Raw genomic sequence first — 14183 nt, forward strand, 5'->3', positions numbered from 1 at the left:
CTTTATTTCTTCAGCATACTTTCTGACACACCACCATATATTTTATTCTAGAGTTTGTAGCGTTGTGACTTTCTAAACACTCTAAACAATTAGTTTAGTGAGGAGGCGGTTGCTCAGTATCAACTGTTTCAACAGCCACAACAGGTACCTCATTATGGTCTATATCAAACAATTTACCTTCACTAAAGTAATCACCTTCAGTTAAATCGATGATCACTGCAGGGCGTACAGAGCGATCTTGGGTACCAGCGACAAATACCGACTGGTTCTCTGAGTTACCAACCTTTAAATGGTTGAATAGTAAGTTTAGAGCAATGGCCATAATAGCAGCAGAGCTGATGCCTGAATGGAAAATAGTGGCAAACCAGTCTGGAAATTGGTCATAAAACGCTGGTGCAGCGATAGGCAGCATACCAAAGCCGATAGAGGTCGCCACAATGATTAGATTCATGTTGTTTTCATAGCTGACCTGTGCAAGGGTACGAATACCACTGGCAGCAACCGTACCGAATAATACGATACCCGCGCCGCCTAATACTGCAGTCGGAACGGTAGCAATAACGCGGCCCATGATTGGCATCAAGCCTAACACGACTAAGATAATACCGGCAAAAGCCACTACAAAACGGCTTTTAACACCCGTAACTGCAACCAGACCAACGTTTTGCGCAAAGGCACTTTGGGTAAATGAACCAAAAATTGGCGCAACGATACTGGCAGCCATATCAGCGCGAAGACCATCGCCTAAACGTTTTGAGTCCACTTCGGTATCGATAATATCGCCAACCGCTAAAATATCTGCTGAGGTTTCGACTAAAATAACCAATACGACGATGAACATGGAGATGATGGCTGCAAGCTCAAATTTAGGAGCGCCAAAATGGAATGGGCTTGGGAATGCGAAGATATCGCCAGTCAAGATGCCAGAGAAATCAACCAAACCAAACGCCCAAGCAGCAAAAGTACCGATAACCATAGCGAGCAGAATCGATAAACGGCTGATAGCGGCGTTACCAAGCTTACTTAATAGCAATACCACTGCCAATGTAAACGCGGCAAGGCCGATATTGGTCATACTACCAAAGCTTGGCAAGTTGCTATTACCGCCCATTGCCCAGCGTGCAGCTACTGGCATCAAGGTTAAACCAATGGTTGTGATGACCGTACCAGTGACCAGTGGCGGAAAGAATCTAATAATTTGGGAGAAAATGGGTGTGATTAAAAACCCAAGAGCCGCAGCTGCTATTACCGCACCAAATACTGCTGGTAGCCCACCCCCCGAGGTTACGATTGCTACAATAGTTGCAACACTTGCAAAAGATACACCTTGTACCAGGGGCAACTGACAACCAAAGAAAGGTACACCCATGGTCTGCAATAAGGTTGCTAGACCACCAATAAATAAAGAAGCGGCAATCAATAAACCAATTTCAGAAGGTCCTAGGCCGGCGGCCTGACCCACAATTAATGGAACAGCAATAATGCCGCCATACATAGTAAGGACGTGTTGAAAGCCATAAGCAATATTTGCTACAAGACCCAGGTTTTCATCTTCCGGGCGCGCAAGTGTTGATTGAGAAGTAGATTTAATATCCATATTAAATAGTTATCCTACATATTCTATTGTTAATATATTCTAAACTTGTTCTTTGACAACTTCTAGATTGGAATTCATGAGAATTACAAAAAAAACTTTTATCTATCTAAGGTTTCACACACACAGCCCACGAAAAGGAGTATCAACCTCCCTTTCAATTAATCTCAATCAGTTTTAAGCTATAACTTTACGTTATATAGCGCTAGGTATTAGCTGAGTTTGACATTAGAATGTACATGAGTGTTTGAGCTAGATATTTAGAGTAAATTGCTGGTTCGGTTTTAGCATACCGCGTATTTATCATAACTGCCAGTGATTATTGACCATATGGTCAGGATTTTTTGTCATTGGAAGGTATTTACCCAGTATTAGTAACGATAATAACACCTATTTTTACATTATAATTGTTTATATGGATATCAAATAATGCTATCACCCCAAGATCAATTGACTGAGCTGGTACGTACGCTTGAGACTCAGCAGCATGTTTTTGCTACTGACCCACTTCTCATCACTGAAAAGTTGCAAGGGGAAGACGGCAAACCTCTGCAAAAGTTACACCGCCGTGCCTCACGCATCGATAGTAATGGTGCGCTGGCACGAGTACTCGGTAAGATTGATGGTCGTATTAAAGGCATCATGGCGGTCATGAGCGTGGTCTGGTGTGTATCTGGTTTTTTGGGATTGTTTACCCTTTTACAGACCAATGTCGTTAATTTCTTTTATGTGTTGGTCTGCTTATTAGGTTTTCATACGATCATGCTGTTAGGTTGGCTGGTGATGACTTTGATTAATCAAGGGAAGCATTCATCAAATTGGTTTGCCAGCTTTGTGAGCCCCAGTTATCTGATCCGTGGAAAAGATGATGTGACCAAGGCAGCAGTCGATTTATACGAACGTCAATTACAACACAGTGGGATGCGCTGGTATTTGGGACGATTTAGCCACCAGTTATGGCTTGCTACATTGACTGGTATGCTGCTGGCGATTATTTTTTTATTGATTGTGCGTCAGTATAGCTTTAGCTGGGAGTCCACATTATTATCAGATCAGGCGCTAATTACCCTCACCCAAGTACTCGGCTGGTTGCCAAGCATAGTTGGGTTTACGGTGCCAGACAGTACTGCTATCGTACAGAGCCGCTTGGTGACGGATGCGATGCCGTTAACTGTCGCGCGGCAATGGGCAGGCTTGTTGGTAGGTAGCTTGCTGATGTACGGCATTGTACCGCGAGCGATTGCTTGGGCGTTTTGTGCATTGATGTTCCGTCGTAAAAAAATGCGTTTGGATATCAAACTACCTTATTATCAAAAGATTTTAAATTTTTGGCAGCGTCATGTGGTTGATGCTGATGATTTTAATGAAGCACCTGCGCCTATCGCACCCAAAGCGACTGTCAGCGTCGGCAAGAAACTGGTAGCGTTACTTGAATATCCATCAGAGCAGAATAACTGGTGGCAGTTGGGTCTTGATACCGAGATGAATAACCATAGCGAGATTGAAGACTTTGGCATCCTTGATGACCGTGATGATTTGGCACGGCTGATAACTTATTTAGAAGGTCATCCGGTACAAGTGTTACTCGGCATTCACAGCAAAGCGTTGCCTGACCGTGGCACATTGCGTAAACTCGATCAAATTGCTAGTCACGCAAAAGACGGACTTATTGTACAGCTGCTTAGTGATAACCGTATTACTAAGGATGTTATTGATAATAATATGGTTACGGATGAATTGGGTTCAGCTCAAGCACAAGAGCAGTACTTAGCGAAAAAGGATGTTCGTTATCAACAATGGCAAACCGCCCTTGCCGCCCGAAAAATCGGTTTAGTTCGCCTTAGCGACAATGCGTAATTAACAATCCTTATAGGTATTAATACCGATACTCAACCAGATTGTTTTGATAATTTGTCATAATCAGCTAAGACATTTCTTGGATATTAATAATAACGATAAGATTTTATTATGAATAACGATGATAACAATCAAAATAATGCTCGGAGCGGTAGTCATGCTGATAGCCTTTTTGCGGATAAAGCTTATCCTGCTGATGCAACAAACCCACCAATGCCTCAGAATCAAGAAAACCACCAATCAGATCAAGTCATTGTTAATAACGAGGAACTGTCTTTAAGCAAACAAGCAGCGCCCATTAATACACCCCCTCATAAAAAAACAATTGCCAGTGGCGAAGCGCTTAAATTAGCAGTCGTTGGTCATACTAATACCGGTAAAACCTCACTATTACGCACGCTACTACGCGATGTATATTTTGGTGAAGTTAAAAATGAGGCCGCAACCACACGCCATGTAGAGCAAGCCCAGCTAACGGATAGCCAAACTGGTGAGGTTCTGGTGGCGTTATATGATACACCTGGTCTAGAAGATGCATCAGGGTTGATGGATTGGCTTGAAGACAATACGGCCAGTCGCCGGGATGGTATTGAACGCCTACAACAGTTTTTGGCCGCAGATATCGCTCAAAGCAACGGTAGTGATGTTTCGTATAATAGTCGCTCAAGTAAAGATAATCCACCAGGCTATGACTCACAGAATTATGACTATAGCCAAGAAGCCAAAGTTATCCGTCAGCTGCTAGCTAGTGATATGGCAATCTACGTCGTCGATGCGCGTGAACCAGTATTGGGCAAATATAAAGACGAGTTAGCTATCTTATCTTGGGCCGCGATACCCGTTATGCCAGTGTTTAACTTCACGGACAGTCAGGATGCCAATATCGATGAATGGCAGACCATGCTGGCAAGACGTAATCTGCACATCTCTACGCGCTTCGATTCAGTTGCTTTCGAGTTTGAGGATGAGATGCGTCTGTGGCAAAACCTTGCCACCATGTTGACTCATTCTGAGCTGCTTGAACAGTTAATGGTGCGCCGGACTGAAAACTGGGAACAGCTGTATGACGAGGCGCATATTATCATCGCTGACTTTTTGCTCAATGTGGCCGCTTTCGTCCGTGAAATTAATGAAGATGACGATCCGTTGCCTGTATTAGAGCAAATGCAAGAGGCTGTTAGGCAAAGCGAACGTACAATGCAAAACAACTTATTCAATTTATATAAATTTTATGATAATGCAGTAGCAGCAACACCGCTTGAGCTAAAAGCGTACCAACAAGATCCCTTTGACCCTGAACTGCTCAAAAGTTACGGTATTCGCACGACGTCTGGTGCGGCAGCTGGTGCATTATTAGGGTTAGGTATTGATGCAGCCGCGCTAGGCACTACCTTAGGCTTGGGCGCTGCCATTGGTGGTATTGCAGGCGGGTTACTATCTAATACCAGCAGTATCGCCGATAGAATTACCGGGGTAAAACGCTTATATATTGACCCTGCTACTTTGACTCTACTGGCTACTCGGGCAATCGATTTACTAACGGCGTTACGCCACCGTGGTCATGCTGCCACCGATGCTACCCAGCTGATTTATAATGGTGAGAAAGATAAGACTAAATCGGACACTGAAGGTGAGAGTTTAGTGACGTTATGGCCTGTACATAAACTACCAAGTGAGTTAAAAAAAGCGCGTGGTAAACCGCAATGGTCATCACTCAGTAGCGGTAAGTCCGAACAAGCTCAGCTACTACGTGCAGATATGGCATGGGCGCTGGCAAGTAAGCTCCAAGCACATAAATAATAGCAACGAGTGTTCTTAATCTGAACAAAATTTTTAAATGGGCCGCAAATAAAAATACGCCCTAAGCACTTTTGAGTGAGTTGAATATATTAAGTGGCAATTAAACCTAAGGAAAATTAATGACATACTATTTTGGATTCGTCCCTTCAGATAAGTTAAAAGAGCTAATCATTGAGGCCGAGCAAGTCATCACATCAGATGAACAAGTAGACTACTACCCTTATCGCGATGCGTTAACCCATCAAACGGCGCGTGACCTTATCGACAACTTATTGGTTGGGTTGGTTGAGATTATTCCGAACCCTGAACGCCAGGCATCTATGCGTAAAGTTGTGGCTACGGTTGAACGGGCGACAGATACATTGTTAAATATCTTACTGGGTAAAGAAAATAATGAGGAAGTACTGCCAAGCTTTCATTTCTTAAGAGATCAAGCAACTTTTACTGATAATGAAGGTGTAAAACGTGTGGGTTTTAAGTTATCTGAAGCAGATGCTCAAACCATCAATAAAGGCTTTGCTGCTATTACTCCTGAACACGTAGATATGAAGATATTCAAAACAGCGCTTGAAACAATGAATGAAGAGACCCTGACTCACTTTATCAGTCGCTATGCTGATACTCTCAAGTTAGGCATGATTAAACGTAAGTCTGTCCCAGTCGCTAAAGCTGCTATTGATAAAGGGATGGGTATGGCGCTGAATAAACTACTGCCTGACTTACCTGACAATTCATTGAATCGTTTAGCAAACTATTACCGTCCTTTCATCGTAGAAAAACCAGAATAAAACAAGAGTCTTTGGGTTTATTAGAAATGTAATGTTGGGCAAGTTTGCTAAAATTTGCTAAAATAGGCGGCACTTTTATCGAAGGCGCAACTCATGACCCAAATTAGTAACCAAGAAATCGAAAAAACCCTGCGTAACTCAGACTGCCTTATCAGCAGTATCGAAGTCGCCGCTGCTTATGAGCGTCTTGCCGCCCAGCTCAACTTACACTATGCTGGCTTGAATCCAATTGTTATGGTCGTTATGAACGGTGGACTTATTCCCGCTGGTCAATTACTGACTCATCTGACCTTCTACCATCGTATGCACTACATCCATGCGTCACGCTATCGTGATAACGAAGGTACTAATGATCTTGATTGGAAGTTTAAACCTGATGTCAGTATCGCTGGTGAACACGTATTGTTGATTGATGATATTTTTGATGAAGGCATTACTCTAAAAGCCATCGTTGAAGAGCTGGGTAAAGAAAAGCCATTATCTATTGAGTCTTGTGTACTACTTAACAAAGAACACGACCGTAAAGTTGCAGACTTTGCAGTGGATTTTGTGGGTATCAATGTCGCAGATCGTTATGTTTATGGCTGCGGTATGGATTTTCATGGTTACTTACGTCATCTGCCTGGTATCTACGCTATCAAAGAAGACAAAGTTTAAATCTACGGATTTGAATTTAAAAAAAGCATCCGTTTGGATGCTTTTTTCTTTTTTGGTGAAATGTTCATACTTTTACTCGTACAACTCTAGTATTTTTGCAGACGGCAATACGCGTGTATCGGCAACGGTAAAGAAGTAATCCAGTTGCCAATTTTGGGTTCTTATGGCGGTCTTACTAGTTGGTTTGTCCCAGCTAGGATAAACCCTTATCCCCATCTTACCTTTGGTAGAATGAGATTTAAGAATATTGTTTTTAAGTAGAATATCTTTTGGGAAAACAAACTGTCCAAGTGTATTATCATCTTTAAAGGTAGTTATAACTAATAAATCTGGTGATTCATTATACTGAAAAGGTTGGTTAGCACCTTCATCATCTTTTTCCCAGAAAGTAACAAACTGCCCTACTTTGCTAGGTGTTTGTTTGGCAACTCTAAATCGAACGGTTCTAATCGCTGATTTACAGGATAACTCAAACCTACCAGCTGCGTATTCTGAATTTTGCTTCTCCTCTACAGCCGAAGCTGCAGTCAACTGATTAGGCTTGTATATGAATTCATTTATATACTCTAGCACAGTAGAAAAAACATGCATTTTAATCCTTTTTCTATCTTTCTTTTTAAGACTTATCTATCAGTCTTTCAAACTGTAAACTTAGCCCAGTTTGACGCATCGTTGGCGTTGATAATGCGCGGGTGAATGCAGATGCTGTACTAAAAATAGAAACCTGCTTTTTAGCACGTGTTACAGCGGTATATATTAACTCTTGACTCAGCAAGCGCGCATTATTATCGTCAAAGCTGATAGCCACATGATCAAACTCTGACCCTTGCGATTTATGGATAGTCATCGCATAAGCAGTCGCAATCATCTCATCACTTAGCATATTAATATTAATACCTTGCTTTTTGTTTTCAAAAAATACTTGCAAACGTCCTTTCTCAGTTTGCAAACAAATACCAATATCGCCATTAAATAGCCCTAGTTCATAATTGTTTTGTAGAACCATCACTGGACGACCGTGATACCAAGGTGATTTTGATAGTGGTAATTTTAGTTGGGTTTTGTGCTGCTCACTTAAGTAGCTATTAATTTTATGATCGCCACAACGTCCATGATGTCCAGCCGTTAATACTCGAAACTGATTTAATATGTTTATAAGTTCAACAAAGTTATTAAGGTATTCCTTTGTTGGTATAGATTTCGCTTTTTTTATTTTTGTTAGTATTTTTTGGGTTTTTTTAAAGTATTGAAAGTATTTATTTGAGATTTCTTTTAAGAATTTATAATTGCTTAGGCTATTTTTCATCTTATCAGTTGTTATACTATTATTAATATCTTCATCCGTCGTAGTAGATGTTTCTAAATGATAAAAATCTAAGGTGTCGTCGTCTTGAAGGAGCTGCCAAACGGCTGACATATTGCGAGCGCTTATTTGGTCTTCATCGGCTTGGTTAATCAATTTGGCAAGCTTGCCTATACCTGAATCTTCTGTAAAACGCCGACTGGCTACTAAGCACTGATGTACGTCCTGTAGCACAGGTATACGGCACAAATCTGCCAGTACCGCCCCTGCATCGACTGCTGCCAGTTGGTTGGCATCACCAAGTAGTATCAACCGCGCATTGGGCTTAATAGCACTCACTAAATGATTGGCCAACTCCACCCCAAGCATAGAAGCTTCATCAACGATGATAATGTCTTCACTGAGCGGATTGTCTTTATTGTAGCGAGGGCGACCACCCCGCCCGATGCCAAGCAAGCGGTGAATGGTCTTCGCTTCTGGTAGCTGTATAGAGACGCCGGCTTGCTGTATAGCGTCCTGTAATGATTCCTGCATGCGCTGAGCAGCTTTACCCGTTGGAGCTGCCAATGCTAAATTGGCTTTTGACTCGTGGCTTTCATTGTCTTCAGCGCTCTCTGGCTGCAGTGCCATGACTAGCTGGGCTACGGTAAAGGTCTTACCGGTCCCTGGCCCACCGGTGATGATACTGAACGCCGATCGGTTTGCCATATGGATAGCATCCTGTTGTTCGGTATTTAATAGCGGGTTGAGCGTTATTGGTAATTCTATAAGAGCTTGGTCTTTGATACGCATAACATGCTGTGCCAATGCGTATTCTGCTTGCCAAGTACGATGCAGCCATAAGGTAGTTTTGGTTATGTTGTTATTTGAGGTTTTGTCCATTTGAAAAATAATTGGGCTGGCAATTTCACTTTCCTCTTTTTTAGTATTGGTAAATAGTGTGTTTTTTTCTAATAGCTGGATAAATTTGCTTAGGCTATTTTCTATTGAAGTAGAACTCTTTGCTATGTCTACCAAAGCTTTATAAAGCTCGGCGCATACTTTGTGGCGTTGTCCTAATACCTGCCTCTCATACACTGGCAATGTTGATTGACGCATTGCCGTAACCCATATTAATTCGTTTTCTAATAGCTCAGTAACCGATATATCCGGCGTCGCACTCACTAATGCCGACCATAGTGGCTGTAATAAAGGTTGCAGTAACTGTTGCTGCCAAGCAAATAAGCCAGTATCTATATTAAGTGTATTATTGCTTGCTTTATCATTAGATACATCGAGTACCAATACGGTATGCCCTTCTTCTAAGCGCTGTATCAGCACTTCAAATAATACCTCAAACAACCAGCCTTGTGCGTCTTTAGCCTGCTCAGACGTATTAAGTACCAACTGACTCTGATAAGCCACTTGCGTTTGTGCGCGTCGCTGCAATAGATACTGGCTAACAGTCGTCGCCCAGCTACTGCCGATATCATTACTCATAATATTTTGATCATTAGTCTTGTGACCCGCGTTGGTTGTTTTCTCTTGCTTGATACCGCTAGCTGTACTTTTAATGTCACTCATTATCTATCCATTTTTATCATTGTTTTAATCTGTTAATCGGCTAGACACTGGGGCTACCGAACATCTCATCCAATGCGTTGACCAGCTCAAACGGTATTTGCCACTGAATACGTCCGTAGTTCTCTCTACCTGTTGAGTCAATACCACGCAAAAATACATATTCTACAGCGCCTAAATATTGCATCTCATTGCCTTCATAGTTTTTTAGACGTAAACGTAAAAAACGATGCAATGCCACTTGATAAATGGCGGCTTGTAACCAGTAGCCTGCTTTATTCATGGCTGCACTTAGATTGTCGCCATTATAATTGCTTAGGCTATTTCCTAAATAGTTACTTTTATAATCAACTACATAAAACTTGCCAGCGCACTCGTATACAAGATCAATCTCACCACGTAAATAACGATAAATATGGTTAGAAAACTGCGGGGAAAGCTCAATGTGTTTTTCTGGCTCGTCGGGTAAATACTGTGTAAATATTTGATTGATATGTTCAGGCGTAAAATCTTCTGACAGCCCCATATTAAAGCCAAGCTCTGCAATACGCTGCCTAGCCGGTATTTCCTGCAAAGCTTGACCAGAGGCTAATAACGGTGCTGCCAACACATCTTCTACCCATGATATTAATTGATCATGGGCAACACCTAACTGACGGGCTTCATCTGACTCTGACTGAACACCATCGGCACCCAACTCTAAAGACATCGTATTGTCTGGCTGTAGACGTTGTTGCGAAGTGGCGCTGGCATAGCTTATCGGCAACTGATACTGACGAATGCTTTGATCAATAATCACTGACCATTTGCTGTTATCTGTAAAATCTATCTTTTCAAAAATTTCATGCAAAAATGTACCAGCATTGGCACCTTTGACAAAACGAAATCGAATGTCATCGCTGGTGATTGGATTAATAGCATTACCGCCATTCTGTGAATCCTGCTGCGACTCGCTACCATCTAGATACTTAGATGCTAAGTTCATACTATCAGTCAGGTCTAAATCATCCTCTACCCCATCATCGAAAACAGCCAATGCTTGGCTCTGCTCATTCAGCTGACGCGATAGTGCGGTAAAGCTGGTCTTAGCCCAACCTTTAAATGAGTTGCGTTGTAACTGTGCATACGCACCTTGATAATCGATGCGTAACCCCGTATCAGCAATCAAAGCAGGTTCATTAATATCGGATTTCTTAGAAGCTTTGCTATTCACAACCTCTTCGGCAGCGGGCTCAACAGCGGCATATTCTAGCCAGCCAATATAGGGCTTTAGTCTGTCTGGTAGTACAAACTTATGATCTTCAGAGCTTAGCCATTGTAAGCTTGGCTTACGCTCAGCATCCGTTTTATTATAGCTGTCCTTGAGTACCATGTATAACTGCTCACTGGCACGTGTAAAGGCAACGTAACCCAGCCGTCTGAGCTCTTCATAGTTTTCAGTGGTTTCAAATTGTGCGTAATAGTCTGTGGGTGTTTCACCCTTAGCAGACTTACTATGCGGCTTGCCTTTACTGGCAGATAAGCGGCGTTCTGTCTTATCTGCCTCAATATTATGAACGTCATGGTCGTATAAAAACAAATTATGATTGCTACGACCACCAGCTTTGGGACTGGCGCCATCCATACCAACGACATAGACAATTGGGAACTCAAGCCCTTTAGACTTATGAATGGTCATCAGCTGCACACCTGACTCAGTCGGTAATGGCTGCTGCTGTGCCCATTCAGGCGTGCGACTGCTATGCATGTTCTTCTTATACCATGCCAGTAGCTCATACTCTCCGATATGCATGCCGTGCTGCGCCAAAATGTCGAGCAAATGACGCAAATCCATCAAATAGCGCGCACCGTCTTCTAGGTCAGCTAGACCGACCCAAACGTTTTGATTCTTTGCTTGTCTATCAGCTTGTCGAATATTTTGGCTAACCATAGGGTTGCGACCAAACAGGTAATGCAATGCCGATAAAATCCCGTTGTGCTGCCAATATGAAGCGGCGGTCTTTAAGTACAGCTGGAAGTCTTGATAACGCTGTTTTAATTCTGCTTGCTCTGTATCTATTTCTTTGTCTATGCTCGCTCTGTCATCTTCTATCTCTACTCGGTCAGCATCATCTTCATCGCTTGACATCAATACTTGTACGTCATTCAAACTCATCTGATAAAAGTTACTGGTCAATACACGGTTAATGATGTCTCGGCGATGGGGCCGTAGCATTGCTTCTAATAAAGCCGCCAAATCAGCGGCGATAGGCGTATCAAAGACGTTTTTTTCTGCAGTCTCTAAAGTCGGTACGCCAAGCTTACTGAGCATGTCCTCGACTTGTTTTAGCTCATGCTTACGTCGTCCCAATACGCCTATATCATTTGGTTTAATCGGTCGCCCTTCGATGGTTTGTTGACTTGCCAGCAACGCGGCGATATGTAAGGCAGCGAGCTCACACGCATCGTACTTGGCTTGTTTATCATACGGCAGATGAATCACACTAACAGGGCTGCTAGATAAAACATCCAGATTTTCTGATGACGCCTTTACTTGTCCTTCTTTTATTTTTCCTTCTGTAGGTATTTGCCATGAGAGTCGCGGATTGGTATTTGCCGCTGTAATATGCTGGTAGTAGATACTCTTACCCAACTGCGCTAACTGACTGGCTTTGTCAAAACCAACATCTTGTGAATCCGCTACAGGAGCTGGTCTACCAAACCAATGGTTTAAGGCGGTAATCAAACGCTCATTAGAGCGCCGATTGATATCCAAGCTCATAATAGTATCTTTAGCAAACTTGGCTTTCATGGCGTTATAGTTGGCAACATCACCACCACGAAAACCATAAATCGCTTGTTTTGGATCACCGACGAGCAATAAGAAGCCGCGACTGCCTCTTTGATTAGCATTATCTTTATTACTGTCAGCATTTTTAGACAAGTAAATGCGCTCAATCATGCGCGCTTGCTCACCATTGATATCTTGCGACTCATCAATCAAGGCCACAGGATAATGATGACGAATATAACGTGCCAGCCGCTCACCTTGCTTACCTGCTAGCGCTTGATTTAGGCGTACCATTTGTAAGGCAAAAGTCGTCTCACGGCGTGCTTCTAATATCGATGGGAGTTTTTGGCGCACCTTCAATGCGATGTCACGATTAAGGTTTTCTATAAGCGCGTCAAGATACATCTCTATCTGATTGGCATATTCTTGTATCGCTCTTAATGCCTGCATGCTTTCAAGATTAATAAAAGCAAGGCGCTGCTCTTCTTTACCTGTATTAAAGCCTTTACCGCCATCATCCTTACTCAAAAAAACATAAGGCACTGCCTCATAAAACTTTTGCGCATCTTCATCTAAATTGGCAAAGAAAGCGTTATCATACTGTTCGACAGCAGACCTGATACTGAATATCGTCTCTGCTCTTGTGCCAATGCTAGCTCGGGCATTGAAGCCTTGTGCTTTACGATAATCTTTATCAAAATACGGTTCGATATCCTTTAAGTCACACTGCTTAAAAGCTTCTAGTGCCTGCTGATAAGCAACAAAGTCTATCTCCTCACCCATTTCGACATCTTCGATGGGCGTTGAGATAAATTGGAGTGATTTTTGGGCAACGCCAATATGATCGGCAGGCGCCGTCAAGCGGTTGGTATGCTGCAATAATTGATAAATCTCAGGCTGGTGGTTATACAAATAGCTGTGATGGGCACGTACAGCATCATGAATAATGCTTTCTATCACTATCTGCTCTTGGTCGCTGATTTGCATGCCTTGCTGGTGCCCGGTCTCAGCACTATACTCAGACAGCCATTTTTGTGACAAGCTATCTAAAGTACCAACAAACAGCTTATCGAGTGTGGTTAGCACCAGAGCGCAGCGTCTCATGGCATCAGCCAATGGGTAATCTTCGGTATGGTCTAATAGATAGGTCAACAAGTAACTATTGATAGGGTCAGCCATTAGATCTGCATTACCTGACAACTGAGCCTTTTTTTCTAACCACTCTTTACGTAGCTGCCTTTGCTCTGGGCTTACTTTTTTGTCCGCTGGCTTTTTATCCAACGACTCTTTGATTAATGATTCTTTGATTAATAAATCTTGGTCTAACGGCTCTGCATTCGCCGCTCGAGTATCATTTTTAGTATGAGTTACCGTAAGCTGCGGGTAGAGAATGTGATGAGTCTCTGGATTTGCCTGGACGTTATTGAGCCACTGTAAAAGCTGATAAAAATCAACCAAACGATCATGGATACGCTGGCGCATCTCAGCAGCAGCGGCACGAGTAAAAGTAGTGGCAATAATATGCTCAGGCGCACGTTTGGCTTCGATTAATAATCGCAGCACAATACCGGTTAAGGTCCATGTCTTACCAGTACCTGCCGACGCTTCTATCAGATACTGACCGTTTAATTTGATACGAATCGCAGGTGGTTCTTCCGACTTATTAGCATTGTTTTGAGTTAAATCATTCGCTAAATTAGCAGGGCTAGTATGGCCATAATCATTATTATAATCCCCACTATAGGTATGACCGACATTCTCTAAGTCATGAGCAGTATTGTTAGCGTTGTTATATTGATCCATAAAAAATCACTTGTTCAAAATCTTACTATTAACATCATTATTATTTACTAA

General features: G+C 42.4%; 8 protein-coding genes. 4 read left to right on the top strand and 4 right to left on the bottom strand.

The genetic code is table 11. The annotated features are described in order from the left end of the window. Positions 1–94: 94 nt before the first annotated feature. Positions 95–1597: a nucleobase:cation symporter-2 family protein gene (locus ACT3TU_RS06120; protein WP_192523128.1), complete on the bottom strand. Its 1503-nt coding sequence runs from the start codon at positions 1595–1597 to the stop codon at positions 95–97. A 426-nt stretch (positions 1598–2023) separates the two neighbouring features. Between ACT3TU_RS06120 and ACT3TU_RS06125 the strand changes: the two genes are divergently transcribed. The 4 genes from ACT3TU_RS06125 (at position 2024) to ACT3TU_RS06140 (ending at position 6696) form a co-directional block, all read left to right on the top strand. Continuing rightward, complete coding sequence (locus ACT3TU_RS06125) at positions 2024–3451, top strand: DUF2868 domain-containing protein (protein ID WP_443550671.1); 1428 nt, start codon at positions 2024–2026, stop codon at positions 3449–3451. A 111-nt stretch (positions 3452–3562) separates the two neighbouring features. Further along, entirely contained in the window at positions 3563–5251 is a 1689-nt protein-coding gene (locus ACT3TU_RS06130) for a DUF3482 domain-containing protein (RefSeq protein WP_443550673.1), read from the top strand. Between the two features lie 119 nt (positions 5252–5370). Then, positions 5371–6039 (top strand): hypothetical protein, encoded by a 669-nt coding sequence (locus ACT3TU_RS06135; RefSeq protein ID WP_192523131.1) that lies wholly within the window; start codon positions 5371–5373, stop codon positions 6037–6039. Positions 6040–6132: 93 nt separating this feature from the next. Beyond that, the gene (locus tag ACT3TU_RS06140; protein ID WP_192523132.1) at positions 6133–6696 is read left to right on the top strand and encodes a hypoxanthine-guanine phosphoribosyltransferase; all 564 of its coding nucleotides are present in this window, start codon (positions 6133–6135) and stop codon (positions 6694–6696) included. A 72-nt stretch (positions 6697–6768) separates the two neighbouring features. Here ACT3TU_RS06140 and ACT3TU_RS06145 read toward each other — a convergent pair whose 3' ends face one another. From ACT3TU_RS06145 to ACT3TU_RS06155, 3 genes are read right to left on the bottom strand one after another with little or no spacing between them, the layout of a single operon-like run. Next, the gene (locus tag ACT3TU_RS06145) at positions 6769–7287 is read right to left on the bottom strand and encodes a MepB family protein (protein ID WP_192523133.1); all 519 of its coding nucleotides are present in this window, start codon (positions 7285–7287) and stop codon (positions 6769–6771) included. A 25-nt stretch (positions 7288–7312) separates the two neighbouring features. Next, the gene (gene recD / locus ACT3TU_RS06150) at positions 7313–9562 is read right to left on the bottom strand and encodes an exodeoxyribonuclease V subunit alpha (protein WP_225735193.1); all 2250 of its coding nucleotides are present in this window, start codon (positions 9560–9562) and stop codon (positions 7313–7315) included. Between the two features lie 40 nt (positions 9563–9602). After that, positions 9603–14132 (bottom strand): UvrD-helicase domain-containing protein, encoded by a 4530-nt coding sequence (locus ACT3TU_RS06155; RefSeq protein WP_444784161.1) that lies wholly within the window; start codon positions 14130–14132, stop codon positions 9603–9605. Positions 14133–14183 lie beyond the last annotated feature (51 nt).

Origin of the sequence: Psychrobacter sp. AOP3-A1-26 (assembly GCF_052378235.1) — a bacterium.
Lineage (GTDB): Bacteria > Pseudomonadota > Gammaproteobacteria > Pseudomonadales > Moraxellaceae > Psychrobacter.

Bases quoted from the DNA above. Each gene is read 5' to 3' on its own strand.
- ACT3TU_RS06120 (WP_192523128.1), bottom strand. From the start codon at position 1,597: ATGGATATTAAATCTACTTCTCAATCAACACTTGCGCGCCCGGAAGAT.
- ACT3TU_RS06125 (WP_443550671.1), top strand. From the start codon at position 2,024: ATGCTATCACCCCAAGATCAATTGACTGAGCTGGTACGTACGCTTGAG.
- ACT3TU_RS06130 (WP_443550673.1), top strand. From the start codon at position 3,563: ATGAATAACGATGATAACAATCAAAATAATGCTCGGAGCGGTAGTCAT.
- ACT3TU_RS06135 (WP_192523131.1), top strand. From the start codon at position 5,371: ATGACATACTATTTTGGATTCGTCCCTTCAGATAAGTTAAAAGAGCTA.
- ACT3TU_RS06140 (WP_192523132.1), top strand. From the start codon at position 6,133: ATGACCCAAATTAGTAACCAAGAAATCGAAAAAACCCTGCGTAACTCA.
- ACT3TU_RS06145 (WP_192523133.1), bottom strand. From the start codon at position 7,287: ATGCATGTTTTTTCTACTGTGCTAGAGTATATAAATGAATTCATATAC.
- recD (WP_225735193.1), bottom strand. From the start codon at position 9,562: ATGAGTGACATTAAAAGTACAGCTAGCGGTATCAAGCAAGAGAAAACA.
- ACT3TU_RS06155 (WP_444784161.1), bottom strand. From the start codon at position 14,132: ATGGATCAATATAACAACGCTAACAATACTGCTCATGACTTAGAGAAT.